The 18958-nt window shown below is 47.4% G+C and carries 20 protein-coding genes and 1 pseudogene; 11 read left to right on the forward strand and 10 right to left on the reverse strand.

The annotated features are described in order from the left end of the window. Positions 1-29: 29 nt before the first annotated feature. Entirely contained in the window at positions 30-1325 is a 1296-nt protein-coding gene (locus NYE74_RS27000) for an arsenic transporter (RefSeq protein ID WP_341005340.1), read from the reverse strand. Positions 1326-1340: 15 nt separating this feature from the next. After that, positions 1341-1667 carry an ArsR/SmtB family transcription factor gene (locus NYE74_RS27005; protein WP_328271629.1) on the reverse strand — a complete coding sequence of 109 codons (327 nt, stop codon included), beginning with the start codon at positions 1665-1667 and terminating at the stop codon, positions 1341-1343. An 85-nt stretch (positions 1668-1752) separates the two neighbouring features. Between NYE74_RS27005 and NYE74_RS27010 the strand changes: the two are divergent. Then, positions 1753-1968 (forward strand): annotated as a pseudogene (locus NYE74_RS27010) (ArsR/SmtB family transcription factor); the annotation flags it as partial. A gap of 336 nt (positions 1969-2304) precedes the next feature. Further along, positions 2305-2790, forward strand: a complete 486-nt coding sequence (locus tag NYE74_RS27015) for an EVE domain-containing protein (protein WP_316560765.1) — start codon at positions 2305-2307, stop codon at positions 2788-2790. Between the two features lie 325 nt (positions 2791-3115). Here the strand turns inward: NYE74_RS27015 and NYE74_RS27020 are convergent, their stop codons facing one another. The 3 genes from NYE74_RS27020 to NYE74_RS27030 form a co-directional block, all read right to left on the reverse strand. Continuing rightward, on the reverse strand, positions 3116-3754 hold the full coding sequence (locus NYE74_RS27020; protein WP_341005341.1) for a phosphatase PAP2 family protein: 639 nt from the start codon (positions 3752-3754) through the stop codon (positions 3116-3118). Between the two features lie 457 nt (positions 3755-4211). Beyond that, positions 4212-6047, reverse strand: a complete 1836-nt coding sequence (locus NYE74_RS27025; RefSeq protein WP_341005342.1) for an Ig-like domain-containing protein — start codon at positions 6045-6047, stop codon at positions 4212-4214. A 430-nt stretch (positions 6048-6477) separates the two neighbouring features. Then, entirely contained in the window at positions 6478-6969 is a 492-nt protein-coding gene (locus NYE74_RS27030; RefSeq protein WP_036626406.1) for a GyrI-like domain-containing protein, read from the reverse strand. Between the two features lie 96 nt (positions 6970-7065). On the opposite strand from NYE74_RS27030, the gene NYE74_RS27035 reads away from it, so the two are divergent. The 6 genes from NYE74_RS27035 to NYE74_RS27060 all read left to right on the forward strand — a co-directional run bounded on the left by NYE74_RS27035 (position 7066) and on the right by NYE74_RS27060 (position 10219). Further along, the gene (locus NYE74_RS27035; RefSeq protein ID WP_036626404.1) at positions 7066-7989 is read left to right on the forward strand and encodes a helix-turn-helix transcriptional regulator; all 924 of its coding nucleotides are present in this window, start codon (positions 7066-7068) and stop codon (positions 7987-7989) included. 112 nt (positions 7990-8101) lie between these two features. Next, positions 8102-8221: a putative holin-like toxin gene (locus NYE74_RS27040; protein WP_155621102.1), complete on the forward strand. Its 120-nt coding sequence runs from the start codon at positions 8102-8104 to the stop codon at positions 8219-8221. A gap of 279 nt (positions 8222-8500) precedes the next feature. After that, on the forward strand, positions 8501-8662 hold the full coding sequence (locus NYE74_RS27045) for a hypothetical protein (RefSeq protein WP_227877105.1): 162 nt from the start codon (positions 8501-8503) through the stop codon (positions 8660-8662). Positions 8663-8802: 140 nt separating this feature from the next. Further along, complete coding sequence (locus tag NYE74_RS27050; protein WP_227872865.1) at positions 8803-8922, forward strand: putative holin-like toxin; 120 nt, start codon at positions 8803-8805, stop codon at positions 8920-8922. A gap of 213 nt (positions 8923-9135) precedes the next feature. Beyond that, positions 9136-9579: a HEAT repeat domain-containing protein gene (locus NYE74_RS27055; RefSeq protein ID WP_124332773.1), complete on the forward strand. Its 444-nt coding sequence runs from the start codon at positions 9136-9138 to the stop codon at positions 9577-9579. Positions 9580-9691: 112 nt separating this feature from the next. After that, positions 9692-10219 carry a hypothetical protein gene (locus NYE74_RS27060; protein WP_036626403.1) on the forward strand — a complete coding sequence of 176 codons (528 nt, stop codon included), beginning with the start codon at positions 9692-9694 and terminating at the stop codon, positions 10217-10219. Positions 10220-10747: 528 nt separating this feature from the next. Here NYE74_RS27060 and NYE74_RS27065 read toward each other — a convergent pair. Further along, on the reverse strand, positions 10748-10831 hold the full coding sequence (locus NYE74_RS27065) for a putative holin-like toxin (RefSeq protein WP_082207943.1): 84 nt from the start codon (positions 10829-10831) through the stop codon (positions 10748-10750). A 234-nt stretch (positions 10832-11065) separates the two neighbouring features. Here NYE74_RS27065 and NYE74_RS27070 point away from each other — a divergent pair, with 234 nt between their 5' ends. Beyond that, entirely contained in the window at positions 11066-11512 is a 447-nt protein-coding gene (locus NYE74_RS27070; RefSeq protein ID WP_051985728.1) for a hypothetical protein, read from the forward strand. 124 nt (positions 11513-11636) lie between these two features. On the opposite strand, the gene NYE74_RS27075 is transcribed toward NYE74_RS27070, so the two are convergent. After that, positions 11637-12461 (reverse strand): NAD(P)-dependent oxidoreductase, encoded by an 825-nt coding sequence (locus NYE74_RS27075; protein ID WP_051985727.1) that lies wholly within the window; start codon positions 12459-12461, stop codon positions 11637-11639. A gap of 65 nt (positions 12462-12526) precedes the next feature. Continuing rightward, on the reverse strand, positions 12527-12913 hold the full coding sequence (locus NYE74_RS27080; protein ID WP_036626402.1) for a MerR family transcriptional regulator: 387 nt from the start codon (positions 12911-12913) through the stop codon (positions 12527-12529). A gap of 399 nt (positions 12914-13312) precedes the next feature. Here NYE74_RS27080 and NYE74_RS27085 point away from each other — a divergent pair, with 399 nt between their 5' ends. Continuing rightward, entirely contained in the window at positions 13313-13600 is a 288-nt protein-coding gene (locus tag NYE74_RS27085) for a hypothetical protein (protein ID WP_036626400.1), read from the forward strand. 116 nt (positions 13601-13716) lie between these two features. On the opposite strand, the gene NYE74_RS27090 is transcribed toward NYE74_RS27085, so the two are convergent. Further along, positions 13717-15414 (reverse strand): cache domain-containing sensor histidine kinase, encoded by a 1698-nt coding sequence (locus NYE74_RS27090; protein WP_170180013.1) that lies wholly within the window; start codon positions 15412-15414, stop codon positions 13717-13719. A gap of 1 nt (position 15415) precedes the next feature. Beyond that, entirely contained in the window at positions 15416-16960 is a 1545-nt protein-coding gene (locus NYE74_RS27095) for a response regulator (protein ID WP_036626398.1), read from the reverse strand. Between the two features lie 273 nt (positions 16961-17233). Here NYE74_RS27095 and NYE74_RS27100 point away from each other — a divergent pair, with 273 nt between their 5' ends. Next, positions 17234-18949, forward strand: coding sequence for an extracellular solute-binding protein (locus tag NYE74_RS27100; RefSeq protein WP_036626397.1), 1716 nt, complete (start codon positions 17234-17236; stop codon positions 18947-18949). The last annotated feature ends 9 nt before the right edge of the window (positions 18950-18958 follow it).

The raw sequence follows: 18958 nt of genomic DNA on the forward strand, positions 1-18958 counted from the left end.
TTCCCCTTTACATTCATTATTTTTTTGAACTAACCTATTATTTTTAGCCCAATGAACAAACCGCAGAGCGTTAAAAATAATACGGGAACCGTCAAGACGATACCTGTCTTTAAATACGCGCCCCACGTGATTTTAACGCCTTTGTTTGATAGGACATGGAGCCAAAGCAGGGTGGACAGCGAACCGATTGGCGTAAGTTTGGGCCCCAAATCGGAACCAATGACATTCGCATAGATGAATGCTTCCCTTATTAGGCCGGTTGCGCTTGTTCCGTCAATGGCCAGGGCGTTGATCATGACCGTAGGCATGTTGTTCATGACGGACGACAGGATTGCCGCAATAAATCCAGCCCCGATCGTTGCGGCGAACAGGCCTTGAGCCCCGATCCATTCGAACATCTCCGCAAGTTGATCCGTTAAACCTACGTTTCGGAGCCCATAGACAACCACGTACATCCCGATGGAAAAAACCACCACAGACCAAGGAGCGCTTTTGACGAGCTTCCAGGGATGAAATCCCGGGCTTTGTTTTACGAACAGCAGTAAAACCAAAGCTGTCGCGCCGACAATGATGGAGATGGGGATCTGAATAAATTCGCTGGCGAGATAGGCGATAAAGAGGACCGCCAAAATAACCCAGGAAATCTTGAACAAACGAACGTCTTTGATCGCTTCAACCGGATTTCTCAGGAGCTGCGATACGTCGTATTTCTTCGGAATGCTCCTCCGGTAAAACAAGTATAGAACCAGCAGGCTCGCGGCAACCGAGAAGAGGGTCGGGATGATCATGCGGCTTGCGTACTCCAAGAAACCAATCCCGAAAAAATCGGACGAAACGATGTTCACAAGGTTACTGACAACGAGCGGCAGCGATGCCGTGTCAGAGATGAAGCCGCTGGCCATGATGAAGGGGATGATCATGCGCTCATCCATATGGAGCGCCCTGACCATGGCCAGGACAATCGGTGTAAGAATAAGGGCGGCCCCATCGTTGGCGAAGAAAAAAGCAACAACGGCTCCGAGCAGGATCACGTAGATGAACATAAGTATGCCGTTCCCGCGCGCAAAACGAGCCATATGCAGCGCGGCCCATTCGAAGAAGCCGATTTCGTCCAAAATAAGGGAAATCAGAATAATTGCAACAAACGCCAATGTGGCGTTCCAAACGATTCGGCTTACGTCCCACACATCCTGCAGATTTACAACGCCGCAGATTAAGGCGGCAATGGCGCCTCCGCATGCGGACCACCCGATGTTTAACCCTTTTGGCTGCCAGATAACGAAAATCAAGGTAACAAGAAAGACCATTGTGGCGATAATAAGCATAGGAGACCTCCCGGGTTAACAACAACGATTAGGATGATGGGCTTTCATTTTCTCCTTCATGGAAGGGAGTTGATTTAAGATATCGTTCAAATAAGGTTTGTCGCCGACGTTCAATGCGTAATAAATCCATTGGCTGCGGCGGGTTTCGTTCACAATTCCGCCCGTTTTTAATTTCTTTAAGTGTTGACTGATATTAGGCTGCGTCGTTTCAAGAATATCCACGATATCGCATACGCACATCTCTTGTTCTTTCAAGAGGGCGACGATCATTAAACGCGTCTTATCCGAAAGCAACTTCAGCGTTTCCGCCATTTCAGCGATGGAGGTTTCGGGTGAGGTCATCTGTTAACTCCTTTCACTAAAATTGGCAAACTTAGCAAGACAAATTATATAATCAATCAATTATATTATCAATCACTTATATCGGTGCGTTTGCGATTTAATGGATATCGTGGATATGCCGCAATCGAAACTTTCGTATCATTTAAAGATTCTGTTTGAAGCCGGATTAATCACCAGAGAGACAAAGGGCACATGGAGCTATTATGAATTAAACCATGCCGAAGTCAACCGGCTGCTGTCTCCGGAGCTATGCTGTGTTTTTCGAAAGGCAGACAAACAACCTGGCGGATGCTGTTCATGAAATCCGCTGGGTTTTAAGTTATCTAATTAATCAAAATATTTTGATATATTGGCGGGTTGTATATCCGGGGCGTCAACCGTCGAAGAAGTTAAGGAAATGCTCCGGAACAGCGGATTTCAGGAAATTGCCGTTGAACCGAAAGATCAATCCCATGAGTTTATTAAGGATTGGGAGCCTGGCGGCCATTTGGAAGACTATATTCAATCGGCGGTTATCAAAGCAATAAAACCATATAACTAATATGCACTGCAAATCCGTGAAACGCTACTGACATGCTGTTGTCAGCAGCGTTTTTGTATACTTTCGTTATACAAATCAAAAGGAGGCCGCAATAAAATGATCGACAAGTCACCTGATTTGGGGTTTGCCGGGAACGATATAACTAAAGGGAGCCGCTATTGGATTGGCGTAGTCTCCGCATCGCATGTCAGCCGCGGGGTTAGGGAAGGGATCGCCCAGACTTGCCATGGCAAAGCCCGCCCTCTCGGAAGAATGCGGCCAGGCGATTGGCTCATTTATTACTCGCCGCGGACAGAGATGAAGGGCGGGGAAGTTCTGCAGGCGTTTACGGCGATTGGCCAGGTGGCAGACGATATCGTATATCCATTTAAAATGAGCGATGACTTTATTCCATATCGCCGGAATATGCATTATTTCCCCTGCCGCACCGTTAAAATTGCCGCTCTGTTGGACAAGCTTACGTTCACTAAGGGGAAACGCAACTGGGGATACTCCTTTCGCTTCGGACAATTCGAAATCAGCCGGGAAGATTTTCTGACCATAGCTAATGAGATGCTGGGGAGCGGTGGAGTTGAACGCTGAAAGCCGAGTTCATCGTTTTTCACAGGAAGAAGGACGACCTGATGGGGGCGATGTGGTCAACTGCAAAAGTGCATCCTATTTTTCGCCAATAACGATTTTAGAGCGATTGAAGTGCAAAAGTGCATCTCATTTGAGCCTATCCGATAAAAAAGCAGCTTTTGACCGGAGACGAACTGCACTTTTGCATTTGAGCCACCGGTTGAGAGGAGTTTCGACAAAAACCGCCTGCACTTTTGCATTTCCTGGGACTCCCCTTCTTGCTAGGCGGCTTCATGCCCCGCATTCTATCGCGGTTTAAAACTGCCGCTTAATGCGGTCTGGCTTCTTAGGGAGTACGATCGAGTACGTTTTTCTTATACCACAAAATGCTCGCAGTCAACCAGCACCCGCTAACGAAATATCCTCCGAGGACATCGCTCGGGTAATGCACCCCTAAATAAATCCGGCTGATTCCGATGGCCATGATAAACAGGGTGCTCAGAACGATCATCAGCGAGCGGCCCAATGAATTGGGTACATGTCTCCAAATCAGAAAAGCAAGGGCGCCGTAAAAACTGAACGCGGCCATGGAGTGTCCGCTCGGGAAGCTGTAGCCTTCAGCTTCAATAATCCGGTGAATGACGGGGCGCGCGCGGTGAAACAGCGTTTTTAGTGCCCAGTTCAGTACGGTTGAACCAAGCATAACACCGGCCAAGAAGACAAGTTCTCTCCGGTGCCCCAAGACGGTATATAAAACTGCCATGGCCGTGATAATCACAAGAATCAGCGGCAGACCCCCGCCGATCGTCGTAAAAAACTTCATAACCACCGTCAAAGCCGGGGTCTCCCAATGCTGAATCCACGAGACGATAACCTGATCGAAATGGCGTATTTCGTTGTCTTGTACGAACAGGGAAATCGCTCCGAACCCCAGAGTGCATATAATTAGTACAATCGGTGCCAGGGATAATTTGATTTTGAACATGTCGCAAATGTTTCCTCCGTCTAATCCAATTTTGAGCAAGTATTTACACAATACAGCATTTGAGTTAACTTAAAAAGGAAAATATATTATGAATATGGAGTTGTAGATATGAAAAAGAGGTTATATGCTCTGGCAGCAGCACTTCTTTTGATTGCGGTTACCTCTGCATGCTCAGCATTTACCAATTCCGACGATCTGATAACGCTCCACACAAAGCAAACAAGCGAATCGGCAGTGGAGGTTCCAAATGTTCAAATCATAACTGAGCCCGAAGACGAAACAGGTATTTCCTCGGTTTTAACGGATCAAACGATATCTTTTAATGGACAAGGATCCTCCGGCTTTAATTTCAAGAGTAGCGGAGACAGTGAAAAGGTTCGGGTCCATATTAAAAATTCAAATAAAAAGCCCGTCAACTATAAACTAATTTCTCCAACGGACCTAACTTGGATTCAAGCTAAGCTTGGTGCCGGAGAGAACACGACATATGAGCACATTTTTGGACCGGATCAGGAAGGGAACTGGGAGATGAGGTTTGACACCGATGACGGTTCGAAAGCAACGGTGCAATTAGAAGTCCAAACGGCAAAAAGCCCGTCCATTTAAAAATGGACGGGCTTTTGCGGTAAGCGGCAGCGTGGCCATACTGGTCCACATCCTCAATCACTCTAAAGTCGTCAAAGTCGCCCATCACACCGGGCGGTGTATACGGTCTGACGACGAGGAGGGTGGACGTATAAGCATGGCCTTGGTAGACGGCGGTCACGGAGGTGAGTCCGGGGCTAATGCCGGTGATATAGCCGCTTTCGTCAATTTGGGCGATCTTCGGGTTAGCCGTCGTAAACTGGGTTTCGCGGGTGACGTTCAACGTGTTTCCGTCCTCGTCGGTGAACAACGCCTCGATATCCAACTCACTGCCGACAGTTACTGAGTAGTCTTCCGAGTCCAGGCAGAATTGTCCGGGGCCGGGCTGGGGTTCACCTGAGCCGTCATTAACCGTAACCGATAGAACGGCTCTAAGTCCGCCGTATTCGCCGACAATATCGGCGGTTCCGGAGGATATGCCCGTGAGCACGCCTGCCTTATCCACGTCGGCGATCTCCGGATTCAGAGAACTGAAGCCGGCAAAATACGTCACATCGGTAACGCTTCCGTCCGTATAAACGGCTTCGAGGACGCTCGGCTTACGCTCGCCGATCTCCAGCTTCACGGCCGGATCGGCGAAGCGAAGGTCCGCCAATTCCAGATCTCCAGGCTCTTGGCCAGTTCCCGAGAGCTTAACCAACTGCATGCGGTATTTTCCCTCTTCCTTCACTTGGCCCGACAGGATGAAGCCTCCGTCCGGAGTGGGGGATCCTTTTCCTACGGCGGCAAGTCCCGGAGCCGCATATTGCAGTTTGCCGGTCAGCTCGCCATCCTGGTTGATGAAGGAGATCTGGTATTGATACTTCGAATCTTCCTTACGGGTCGAACTGCCTAAAAGAGCGTATCCGTCCTTTGTGGTCACTAATTGTCTGTAAGAGCCGTTGTCGTCGCGGGGAGAATAGTTTTTCTCCCAAACGATATTGCCATCTGCATCCGCTTTCAGGAGAAAAGCGGTTCGTTCATCGTTTGGATGCATCAACCCGTATACGATATAACCTCCGTCCGCCGACAATTGAGCCGAATAGGCGGAGCGGCCGGTCTGCGGAGCGGGTTGCTTCTGCTCCCATTCGACTTCACCTTGGGCGTCCACCTTCACGATCACGGAGGCGTCCGCGTCCGAGTTGATCACGCTGTCGATATAGCCTACCGCCAATAACCCTCCGTCGGGCGTGTTGATAACCTCGTTAAAAACCTGGTTATTCCCTTCCCCAAAGCGGTACGTTTTAAACCAAAGCTGGTTTCCTTCATTGTCGACCTTAAGCAGGTAGGCGGGGGCTTCCCAATACGAATTGACGCTGTACCCGGTAACGGCAAAACCTCCGTCCGGGGTTTCCGCCACGGATCCCGCATATAAATGCGTTCCGATATATAGGTCTTTATAATAGCGGGCCCATTCGATTTGTCCTTGGCCGTCAAGCTTAGCCAAATAGGGGAGGGTGATCGGTCTACCGGTTCGGTCGGTGATCGCACCGGTTACGAGATATCCTCCATCCTGCGTCTGAATGATTTGTCTGGCCTCAACGCTATCCTTGGTGTAGTCTCCGGTGATCTGCAGCCGTTGCTCCCACTCCGCGGCACCTTCCTCGTCCACCTTGACCACATACCCAGCCACATCGCCATTGTATTCGGCAGAGCCAACTGGCGGCATAACCTCCATCGGCAGTAGGGACCACCGAACGTCCCTGGGGAGAAGCGTAGCTTTCGCCGTACTCTCCGCTCCACTCCACCTCAGCTTCGAGAGCCTTCTCCGATAGAGAAGCGGCGGCCTGGCTGGTGCCGGTCCATCCGGTCCAGGCCAATACGCAGCTCAGCGATAATAGGGCTAATCCTTTTAAACGGTGCAACATCAACATTCCCTCCCAATTTTGTTTTTTTAAGGGATATTTCTTTCTTTTATTATCCCGGAAGAGGGAACCGGGAGGGAATCCCGCTTTGTCCTTAATTTTGGCGGATTGGAGAGCGCCAGTTAGGGCGGGACGACTGGGAGAAAAGGCTGTGAAGTTAAAAGAACTGTAGCGATCCATCAAAGCACAAAGAAATAGACTGCCCTCCAGACAAAGGATGCGGTCTATATAAGTCTACTGCTCATTACGTCTCTTTACAGGCACCCATACTTCCACTTCTGCGTCTGCCGGATTTCCGTTAAGCAAAATTTCTGCGACTGGAGCGCCGGAATATTCCCACTCATAAGTATCCGTTAAGATGGTCCCAAAAGCCTGATCCTCCAGTTTATCAAAAGCCAGGCGCGACAAACCGCCGCCGCCCGATAGAACCAAATATTCGCTTTCCGGGAACCATACTTCTTCTGCCCCGTCCGGCAAGGGCCGGGAAGATTGGACGCCGGCATAATAAAACGCAGTGTCGTGATTCATGGCCACGGCAGCGTAACCGTAGAGGCTTTCTGCCAATGGACGCAATGCCGCCATTTTCCCGTTGTCTACGGTGCTTTTGAAAAACGAAGTCTTCTGGTTGGAAAAATACGGCGAGTGGACGCTTGCTGCGCCTGTCAATGCGGTTTTAAATCCGATCATACGGAAAGATGCCTTTTTTTCAATTTTGAAGTTGCTCATTTTTAACTTGCCTCCCTAAGGTTTATTTTGAATACGCATATAGCGTAGCATGTCAAATATGACAGCAGTATGGCATACTTGAGGAGGAGGTGCGGCATGAAAATAGACCGTTTAATTGCGATAATCGTCATATTGTTGGAACACGAGGTTATCAGTGCGCGGGAACTGGCCGAGAAACTTGAGGTTAGCAGACGAACCATCTACCGCGATATCGATACATTGACGTTTGCCGGGCTGCCCATCTTCACCCATCAAGGAGCAACGGGCGGCGTTGGCCTGATGAAATCGTATAAAGTGGACAAAAAATTATTCACGCGTGCAGACGTTCAAACACTGGTAACCAGTTTAAAAAGCTATAAGCAGCTGTTTAATCATAAGGAAATTGTCCATGTCCTGGAGAAATTGAGCGCTATTGGTCATGAAGGCGGGACACCGATTCCGGAAGGAAAATTTGTTGTCGATTTATCGTTGAATCAGGGAAATGAATCGTTGCGCACGCTGCTGAGCCATGTGGAAACGGCCTTGAATGAAGATCGCTGCCTGATCTTTGATTATGTTGATAAGGCGGGCCATGTAAGTTCCCGAAAAGTCGAACCTTACCGGGTCGTATTCAAAGAAAGCAGCTGGTATCTGCAAGGTTATTGTGTTGAAAAAAGGGATTACCGGATATTCAAATTGGCTCGTATGAGCAAATTGGAAGTTTCTCGGGAAACTTTTGTGCCGCGGGATTTTTCACCGCTTCCGATGGATGGAGCGGATTGGATGAATCAAGATTGGATTTCGGTTACGATCCGTATTGACCGCTCTATGATGGACAAAGTGATTGAGCGATTTGGCGAAGGAAATGTAATCAAGGTAGAGGAAAATACTTGCTTGGCTGCGTATCCTATCATTCCTAATGAATTTGGTTACGACAAGCTGCTCGCTTTTGGGGATAAATGCGAAATTGTGGGGCCATCCGAAGTGCGGGAGGGTTTTCGGCAATACGTTGGGAGGATTCTGGCAAAGTACGAGCAATAATAATAAAATTGTTAAAATCATTTCTTACCCGGCTGCCAAATTCTGTTACAATATAGCATGTACAAGAAACTGGCTTATAAGGGCGGTCGGCTAATCTCCCGGAAGGGAGGTGATGCCTGTGGCGATTAAAGACACTTTGATGATCATGATCAGTTTTGGCGCGCTAATCATTGCGCTGTTGACGCTGGTTGTGGCCATTATCGTAGCGATTAATCAAAACATAAAGAAATAGACCGCCCCGGGTAAGGGAAGCGGTCTATTTCCGTTACTATTTTACCCTACAGCCGACCGCTCTTTAAAGCGGCAAGTGTACAGGGAGCCCGTGTTGCGAGCACGGCTCCTTTACTATTTTTATCGTAGCACAAGCTTTACTATACCTCAATGCTTAAAATTCGGATTTCATCTGTACGAGCAAATGGAATGGTTATATCACCCAAAGATGCAATAATCAATATGAACCGCTGCCGCTGCAGGAAGTGTTCATTCCTGGAAAATATATGTAAAGGACGATGTGCTGATCGTGTTTGAACTGACCGGATTAGAGGGGACGGATGAACCGTTGGCCGCATATCTGGCGTCCTTTCAGCAAGCGAGCATGGAGAATCTGCTGAACGAGATGGGAAAAGCCGCCAACTTGCCTGCGTTTCGAACGAATCTGTCGGCGTATGAATGAATTGAGGAGGCAAGCAGGAACGACTATGACCAACCCTTGTTAAAATCATCTCTTACCTGACTGCCAAATTCTGCTACAATATAGCATGTACACGAAACTGGCTTATAAGGGTGGTCGGCTAATCTCCCGGAAGGGAGGTGATGCCTGTGGCGATTAAAGACACTTTGATGATCATGATCAGTTTTGCCGCGCTAATCATTGCGCTGTTGACGCTGGTTGTGGCCATTATCGTAGCGCTTAATCAAAACACAAAGAAATAGACCGCCCTCCACGCAAAGGATGCGGCCTATTTCGATCGTAGCACCTTAGCACAGCCGACCGCTCTTTAAGGCGGCAAGTGTACAGGGAGTCCGTGTTGCGAGCACGGCTCCTTTACTATTTTTATCGTAGCACAAGCTTTACTATACCTCAATGCTTAAAATTCGGGTTTAACATATAATGGGAATCAGCTACTGTGGTTACAAGCGTGTTATTTGAATCATGAAGAAACCGATCTTTCTCCTGCTTTTAGGAGCGCCGGCTCTTTTATTGCTGCATTGGAACAAAATCCGAATCACGACTGGGACGATCTGAAAAAAGATTATCCGCAAGGTCAAAATAACAATAACGAGTCGAACGCTGCTGACCTTCAAAGTATTGAGCAAATCAATCATATGCTGCAAACCCCCGATTTGGACGATGATGTAAGATGCCAGTATATTTACAGTGTTTTGGCGTTAACGCCGTATAACCACTTGGATACTCTGCTGAAGTTTTTGGATGACGAGGATATGTATGTGCAAGAACGGGCATGCGACATTTTGGGTTATCACAAATATTTGCCGGCTAAAGAGAAATTAAAAGAGCTCTCAGAACATGGAATGCATAATGGAAAACTTGCCGCCAAGCGCGCGCTGGCCCGATTAGGGGAAGGGTAGGCTAAGGAGGGAATCGAATGAAGGATAAGAAATCCAAGCCCGCTTCATTTGGAGTTTTTAGTTATGACGAGGATTTCAAATCCTATTAAAAGAACCGAAAGTGGGTATGGGGATGGGGAATAGTATTTCATTACCCGAAGATCCGGCTTATTCCGTTGAAGATTTGCATATGTCCAATGGATTGACTTCCGTTTTTATTGAGGTCCTTGCTTTAAGCGGGTCGATCTTAGCTACAACAAACCGAGAGAAAGAACTGGTCATCTGGCTGGCCCAGAGAGATCAAGCTTGCGTTGGAATTGGAACGGTGGGTTTTGATATTGATGAAATGCCATGGAAAATCGACTCTTTTGAAGCGGAGAAAGAATTTATGCTTAGAACTATTGCATCAGCTATGGACGGGTTAGGATGGGAACGGCTCAATTATGAACCTAATCAAGAAATGGTCCAGAGATGCTTACAACAATTTGAATTAATGATTAGTGCTTTTGAAAAAAAAAGTGTCGATATAAACAACTACTTGGAATGGTCTGAGATTGAAGAAGGAGATGACAGCCCCACCATTCCATACGGTTATCCGAAATGCGATAAGCATGGTGTCTATCTCTCGTGTCATGGATGTATACTTTGCAATAATAGTTAATTCATATCGCAATGAGGTGGTTTTATGGGGCTAGATTACAGTTTTGTTGTCGTCACACATAAAAGGGAACAGGATAGAATATTCGAATACATAAAAACCAAAATCAAAAGTGATCATCACTTAGCAGATTTTCGTCAAAATTTCTTTGATATGATAACGACTTTTTGTACTCGATACAGTCATTATTTAGAATGAATCTGGTGCACTCTCCGGGAGAGGAGCGGTTTGCAAAATGAATTTAATATACGATACTTTATCCGTTGAGATTGAGATGGAGGTCAGGAAGGAGTACAAAAAGATCTCCAAGCATAAAAGAGTGTTAATGCCGGTGCTGGATTATAAAAGATGACGACGTATTAGCCGGAACGGGCGCTGTAAAGTAAATGCATTGCCTGAATATTTTCAATGTGATAACATAAAAATAGAAAAAGGACCGGTTGGCGCCGGTCCCCTGTACAACCACCGCTAAAAGAGCGGGCAGCCAGATTCAGGTCATTGGAAATGAGCCGTTATCCTTGCCAGGGCGGCTCATTTTCGTTTATGGAAAGACAGCACGGCAATCACAAACATGCCGAATGCGAGCATCAAGGATAATGCTTCATATACTGTCATAGCCTCACCTCCCTTCCGGGAGATTTGGCTGCCGCCCTGTTAGCTGATATGTTGTACAAACCAAATTATACCATGGATACTAATGGTAGATAACTGAAATGATAGAAGAAGCTCTAATGAAAATAGCGATGAACAAGGCGATTCTGTGGCCATCACCCAAGAATCATCAAGTACTAGGGAACCAAAAATTACAGTTTTCAGGTTATTCGCCGGTCAGACTAGGAGGTTTTGCGAATGATCGGCCCTTGCTATCTACATGGGGCATTAATTCCCAAGTTTAGAGATCACCTCATGGAGTTTGCATATTATCGAGTGATACGTCATGGATTAAGCAACCTGAACGTTGGGCCTAAAACTCTTACCTTAGAAGAGGCCGAGACTACGGTAAATGATTTTACCAATTGGCGGTTCCCGATTGTGTGTTTTGCCGGAAGCAAGAGTTCCATTCCCTTTTTCAATTATCATATTGCCCTCGGATTTGGTGAGAACGAAAGGGAGGTTACCATTAGCGAGTTGCTGGTGCGTGAACCTGTTCACGAAAATACCGTTAAAGGCATTTTATTGGCTTATTACACCTTAGTAAATGACAAAACGGGAATCGAAAAGATGCGGGTTCCTTTTGTGCTGCCCGGTTTGAAGGAGGAAGGGTTGAAGATTAAGATCGATCTTCCTAAAATGTAAACTTGTATAAAACAAAAGACTTGTTAAGACTATAGTGAATGTACAACGAAAAAAACGGGGTTGTCCCTCAGGTCACTTTCGTGACCTTGGGACAGCCCCTTCTTATTTTGCGAATCGGCCCAGTCTATTGTCTGCTCCGATCTCCGCCTTCCAGCATATCGAGCAGCAGACCGGCGAGCGGAGCGGGGAATTGCGCGTTTTGCGCCGCCGCCAGGAAGAGGCCGACATCCTTCTGCGGAATTTTACTTTGGGAGATGGTTGCCGTCTTCTCGGCGATCATTTGGCCATAGGTTTGATAGATTGGGGCGGGGAACAGCGTGCTCGTAAGCATGTCGACCGCCGCTTTGGGATCGACCCCGCTGCGCTCGGCTATTCCTAGTGCTTCCTCCAGCGAGCGTGCGGCGGAGACAATGAGGAAGTTACCGATCAGCTTGACGAGCACGGCCGTACCGGCTTCTTCGCCGAAGTCAAAAATCCCTCTGGCTCCCATCGCCTCCAGCACCGGCCGCAACCGCTCCTTCGCTTCCTGCGGACCCGCTACGGGAATCCACAGCTGCCTGGCAGCGGCCGCCTCGGGCCGCCCGAAGACGGGTGCCTCGACATAGACGGAGCCGTGCCGCGCGTGCAAGTCCGCCAGCTTCCTGCCCGTATCCGGTGACACTGTGCTCATCGACACGTGAATGCCGCCCGGCCCGAGCCGCTCCAGGAAGTCCTCGCTTCTGACGACGCTTTCCAATGCTTCATCGTCCCACACCAAGGTGACGACGATGCCCCCGGCCGTCACGGCGTCGGCGGGACGGGCCGCCTGTACCGCGCCCTGGGCAACGAGCGGCTCCGCTTTGTCCGCGGTGCGGTTGTATACGGTCAACGCATACCCCGCTTGGAGCAGATTGGCTGCGACGGGCAGCCCGAGCAGGCCGAGTCCGATAAATCCAATGTTTTCTCTCATTAATAAAATTCCTCCTTCGAAGTTTTATGAACATGACGTTAACGTCATGTTTATGGCAAAAAAATTTAGGCTCGATCATTGGTCTCGAGCCACCGCTCGAAGCGTTCGATATGGGACTGCAGATCGGCGCGGAACTGCCCCAGTGCTTCGAGCTTCTCGTCCGTGTCGGCCAGATGCTGGCGCAGCAGGCCAAGAACCTTCCGCTTCGGCTGAACTCCGCTAGGGTCCGTGAAATAGAGCTCGATTACGTCCCGAATTTCCTCAAGGCTTAAGCCCAGTTTCTTCAACTGATCGATCTTCCGCAGACGGGCGACCGTTTCTTCCGTGTAATAGTGATGACCGTTGCCCTCGCGCTCGCCTGAAGGAAGCAGTCCGATGCTCTCGTAATAACGGACCGTGCGCTGGGTTACCCCGGCACGTTTTGTCAACTCGCCGATACGCATACGGTCCATGATCGATCACTCCTTTCACAATAAAATATAACGTTAACGTCATGTTTGTATCATAGCACTTTTGATTGGGCGATGTAAAGGCGAACAGGATAACTCCAGACAAGCTTATATCCGTACTCAGATGCGGACGCGGATGGATCTTCAGATCGCGAAGCTACTTTCGGGAAGAGCAAGAATAGACTACATTGATTTAGAGCATCGATAATCAGTTCTGTTTCATCATTGGTGTTGGTTTGGTCCGAACTGCCGAAGAGAAGTTGATTGGGGGACAGCTTATTTCGGGAGTTCCAGAGAATACTCTTAAAACTATCAAAAATAATACCCTCAAAACTCATTAAGTTCAATTATAAACTCCTCCATAATAGAGCTAAGGTTATTTTGAGAGGAGGGGGAGAAACAATGCAATTTCCAGCATGGCTGCAAAGCGCAATTCAGCAAAGGCTGGATGACGTGTCGGCACGGATCGCACGTGATCCTGAGATGCGTAAACTTCGTGCCGAAGAACATTCGGCTTTTGAGGCGATGTTTCCCGACGAGGATAAAAAGAAGCTGCCGGAGTATATGGATTGGGAGGATAAGCATCACTTCAGGCGGGCTTTAGAGAATGAGCTTTTGTACATGCAAGGCATGAAGGACGGAGTTCAACTTGTCATTACCTTGCTGGACGAAACTGCCGAATATCAGTAAAACTCTCAAGTGAGCGCCTTCGTATTAGCGATTTCGCCGGCATCTGGAATTCTCAAAAAGACGGATTTCCGGAGAGCGATGTCACCCCATCGTATCCTGCGATCCGTCTTCTTTTATCAGTGTTTGTTTACCGGAAATTTTAGCGTAACCCTGGTCCCCTGATTCACTTCACTTTGTATCGATAATCCGTATTCCGGGCCGTACATCACTTTTGTACGATCATGCACATTTTTAAGTCCATAGCCTGTAGGTTTGGATTCAAGCAATTGAGCAAGGCGTTCCGGTTCTATACCGATTCCATTGTCTTCTACCTGAAAAACGATACAACCATCCTCCAATCTGCCCGATAGTTTAATCTCTCCACCCTTGCCCCTGTTTTCGATTCCATGAATTATCGCATTCTCCACAAGCGGCTGAAGCATCAGGTTAGGCATATGATAGGCGAGAATGGCTTCGTCTATTTGATACTCTACATCGAAGCTGTTGCTGTGCATAATCAATTGGATCTTCATATACGACTGCACATTTAAAATCTCATTCGCTACCAGTATCATATTGTCGCCCTTATTGAGCGTCGTGCGATAAAACGTAGATAAGAGTTGGGCCATTTCGCTAATGTCGGTTGCATGGATCCGCAGCGCACGCCAATTGATCAGCGAGAGCGAGTTGTAGAGGAAATGAGGATTGATCTGGGCCTGCAGAGCTTTCATTTCGTATTCCTTACGCGCTATTTCTTCTCGGTACACTTTATTGATCAAGTCCTCCGTTTTGAAGACCATGTTTCCGAAGCCCCGGATCAGATCCCCGATCTCATCCTTGGAGTCACTATATACAGTCACTTCCAACGATCCTTCCTCAACCGTCTTCATATTATTTCGCAGATGCTGAATCCTGGATATAAATTTGCGCGAGAACAGGGAGCCAGCTACAGCTACAGCGGCTATGCAGGCTATAATCATGAGCAGAACGGTCGAGACGATCCGCCAGGCTGAATTGGTAATCAGATCTGTAGGTTTGTACAGGAATACCGTCCACCCTGAGGTAGAAATGCTTGAATGCAGTACGGTATTTTTCTCTCCATTCCAATCCAATTCCTCTACGGACGGTTCCGTGAAAAGAGAAGCAGGGTACTCTTGTTCCGAGGAATAGACAGCTTGCCCATCACCATCCAATACAAGGAGCTTCGCTCCCTGAGCCTCCAACGTTTCAAAAGGCTGCATAAGACTCTCATAGTTGATGCAAGCATACAAAATATTATCTTTCGGGTTTCTCTCTTTCGTATTAAGAATCCGGGTGACGCTAAAAATTTTATCGTTGTCAGAAAACCACAATACATTGGTGGAGTTCATGACCTGCGGATACCAGTCAGTATTCTTGATTTCATCAATAGGGTGTACCGTTTGCCCATGCTGATGGAGATTGCTTCCCGTATATAGCGTAAGCTGTTCGATGCTTGTGTTCAAATTGCGTGCGGTATAGAAATTCTGATCGATCACGTTGACGAAAGTGTCGTACATTTCAAAAGTACTGGTATACGTATGATTGGCGGCATTTACGATTTCCTGATTGAATCTCAGAAAGTTTACGATTTTATTGTACGCTTCCAGTTGACTGTTAAGGGTTAAAGCGCTTTGATTCAGGGCGGCGTTCAAATCGGATTTCGACTGATTGATGAGCAGCGATCTTGTCTCCGAGAAACAGAAGCTCCCCAGTACGATGACCGGAATCATGCTGATTAGCAAAAAGGCGAGTTTGATTTTCGTCTGAAAGTTCAAGTCATGGATATACTTCTTGAGAGATCGCCAGATTTGCATGTTAGTCCTCCACGGATTCAAGGTCACCTTGGTTATACTGTCTGAATTTCTCGGGGGTATGGCCATAGAAATCCCGGAAATTCTGACAGAAGTAAGAGATGTTGCGGTAACCCACAGCGCTACATACATCGGATATCTTCAAATGGGTGTTTGTCAGCAGTTCCTTTGCCTTCTGCATGCGTACGTTTTTAATGTACTTGTTGATCCCGCAGCCGGTCGTTTTCTTGAACATCGAGCTTAAATAATGGGGGGACAAATATACTCTCGAGGCAAGAAGCTCCAGACTCAGATCCTCGGCGAAATGATCCTCAATATACTGTCTTATAGACATGATATCCTTATTCTGGGCAGGCTCCGCATTCCCGAAGCTGTGTTCAAGGTGGACGACTCCTTCCCAAACAATGCTCTTGATATCTCTCAAATCGTCAGCTTTATATATTTTATCAATCCCCAGATGGATTTCCCGCTCCGATGCTTTTATGGAAGACATCATACTTTGATATACCGTTGAAAAGGTATGCTTGACATACAATTGCGAAAACTGAATCTGTCTTAAGTATTTCTGATAGAGCAACTCTATGTTGGCTTTCAAGCTAAAAATATTTCTGTCCTTTATATTGCTGCGGATTTGTTCAATAATCTGGGTGTCGGACAGGTCGGGAAATAGCTGCTCGGAGAACAGAAGTTCATTCTTCGTGTCAAACACGAAGGTATCCGGCAGGAAGAAGCGGTATTCCATCAATTGCTCCAATTCCGGCAGAATCTCGGACAGGTCCTGTATGGCGGTTAACCCTTTTTTAATGCCAATGTAACAGGTTGCTCTATATTTCATCAAAATATGATCATGAATACGCGTTGCCAGCTTTTGATAGGAAATACTTGAATGAACACCGCTTTGCTCAGGGAACAGCAGCAGACTCTGGCAGCCGTTCATGTTTAAATAGTCGGCTGGGGTATCGAGCAGGGAGAGCAGAAATTCCTCGAATTCCGGATCAGCGTTCTCAAAGAAATTTTTCTCGAATTCCAGCAGGAGCATTCCTTCATAGTAGGTAGGGAAGTCATGCCACAATCCTTGCATGGACGGCGGTTCCCCGATGCCGTTAACCAAGGTAAAGAGAATATGTTTCTTTACATAAGCCTGTTTCATCTGCGAGGCTTCGTCCTGCTGCTGCCGGTCAGTCAATTCGTCTATCACTTTTTTTATCGTCGTTTGGAAAGCTTCGACATTGATCGGCTTGAGCAGATAATCGGAGACTCCCAAAGCTAAAGCCGTCTTGGCATATTCGAATTCAGCGAAGCCGCTGAACAGAATGACCTTGAGCCCGGGGTGAAGCTCCAGAGCCTGTCTCGTTAGCTGCAGACCGTCCATCTGCGGCATCCTTACATCGGTAAACAAGATGTCGACGGATTGCCGCTTCAAGTAATCGAGTGCTTTGGGGCCATTGTCTGCCGTCTCCAGCTGAAGAGGGAGACCCAACTCTTTAATAAGGAAGGCGATCCCTTCGCGTTCTTCTTTATGATCGTCTACCACCAGAATCGTTAACATTATATCCTCCTGCTTCATGTACAGCATGATTTTGCTTTACAGCATGATTTTACTTTACCGGTTATCGAACGGGCAATTTGACCTGGAGAATGCGAGTATTTTTTGATATAAAACGTAATTTTTTTTCGTTTACGTTTATTCATGTCAATCATAGAATAAATTTGTACTTATGGAATTCAGGTTTTTTAGCAAGCCGGCGCTTTGAAACCGTTTTAAAATCGTGTGAGTTAAACGCTATTAAATTTAATAAGATAAAAATAGGGAGGTCTATCGATGTTATCAAAAACAAAGCGTGCAAGTTCACTTGTGTTGGCAGCGCTACTGGTGGCAGCGTCCCTCGCCGGTTGCCAAAACTCCGACAAGGGAAATAACAGTTCTGCAGCAGCTACTGCGAATGCTCCTGCTTGGGAAGAAGCGATGACTACTCCTTTTGGGAAATATCCCGAGACCGTAACTTATACAGTGGGTCAAACGGCATCGAACTATTCGATGCTGGATGGAACTCCTTATGAGAAGGATAACGCTACGGACAATGTCTGGACAAGATACTTCAAGGAGAAGCTTAACGTACAGAACATTGCAAAGTTCGAAGCCAATGACGGAACAGACTACAACCAGAAAGTATCGATGGCGATCGTCAGCGGCGAAATTCCGGATATTATGGTCGTTCCTGATTATTCAACATTACAGCAGTTGTATGAGAACGATTTGATCGCTGATCTTACAGAAGCATATAACAATACGGCAAGCGACCGGATTAAAGAGATCTATGATTCCTACGGCGGACGTGTACTGGAGAATGCCAAATTCGACGGTAAATTGATGGCGATTCCAACTACGGAAATTTCTCACGGTCCGGGGGTCCTCTGGCTGCGGAAGGATTGGATGGACAAATTAGGACTTAAAGAGCCTAAGACGTTGGAAGATGTGGAGAACATTATTACGCAGTTCATTGAAAAAGATCCGGGCGGTAACGGACCGGGAAAAACGGTTGGACTCGTCGTTGACAATGAGAACGTTGCCGGTATTTCCGGCGGCCAATATTCGTTGAACAACATCTTCTCCTTATACGGAGCGTACCCGAAACAGTGGATTGACGACGGCAGCGGAAATGCGGTATATGGTTCGATCCAGCCCGAAATGAAGCCTGCGCTTACTAAAATCGCCGACATGTACAAGAAAGGCCTGATCGACCGCCAGCTCGCGGTTCGTACAGGGGATGACCGTAAAGCGCTGCTTACTGGCGGCAAGAGCGGTTCCTTCCTGGATAACTGGTGGGGAAGCTGGACAGTAGCGGATACGCTTAAGCTTAATCCGGATGCAGAGTGGGTATCTTATGTAGCTCCGCAGTCCGAGGATGGTTCGCTTACGATGTTCACCGGAAATCCTTCCAGTAGCTACCTGGTTGTGCGCAAAGGCTTCGAACATCCTGAGGCAGCCGTAAAAATGGTCAGTCTCCAATTTGATTATCAGCGCTATCAAGAGAAGGACGAAGCGACTCTGAAAGAGTTCGAGGATTATAGCAATCTTAACGTGGGTGGATCTCCGATTATGGTTAATATCGACTACTATGACGCTTTCTACCGCAACGTTGACATTATGAAGGAAGCCCTGGAAACAGGCGATGCCAGCAAATTGATCAGCAACAATGATATCAACGCGTATAATTCTTACAAGAGATATCTTGACAGCGTGAAGAAAGGCGAGGCTCCGGATTCGGTAGCATGGGCAGGTTATGCATCCAGCATTAGTACAGCGAGCATGGTGAAGGAGGCGAATATCAAGGAGGTCAATCCGGTGTTCTTTGGAACGACGCCTTCCATGTCGTTGAAATGGCCGACCTTATCCAAAATGGAACTTGAAATGTATTTGAGAATTATTACCGGCGATCAGACTCCCGATGCCTTCGATAATTTTGTCGACAGCTGGAAGAAGACCGGTGGCGATATCATTACCAAGGAAGTTAATGAAGCGCTCGCTTCCAATTGAAGTTGAAAG

Source organism: Paenibacillus sp. FSL P4-0127 (assembly GCF_038007325.1).
Taxonomy (GTDB): domain Bacteria; phylum Bacillota; class Bacilli; order Paenibacillales; family Paenibacillaceae; genus Fontibacillus; species Fontibacillus macerans.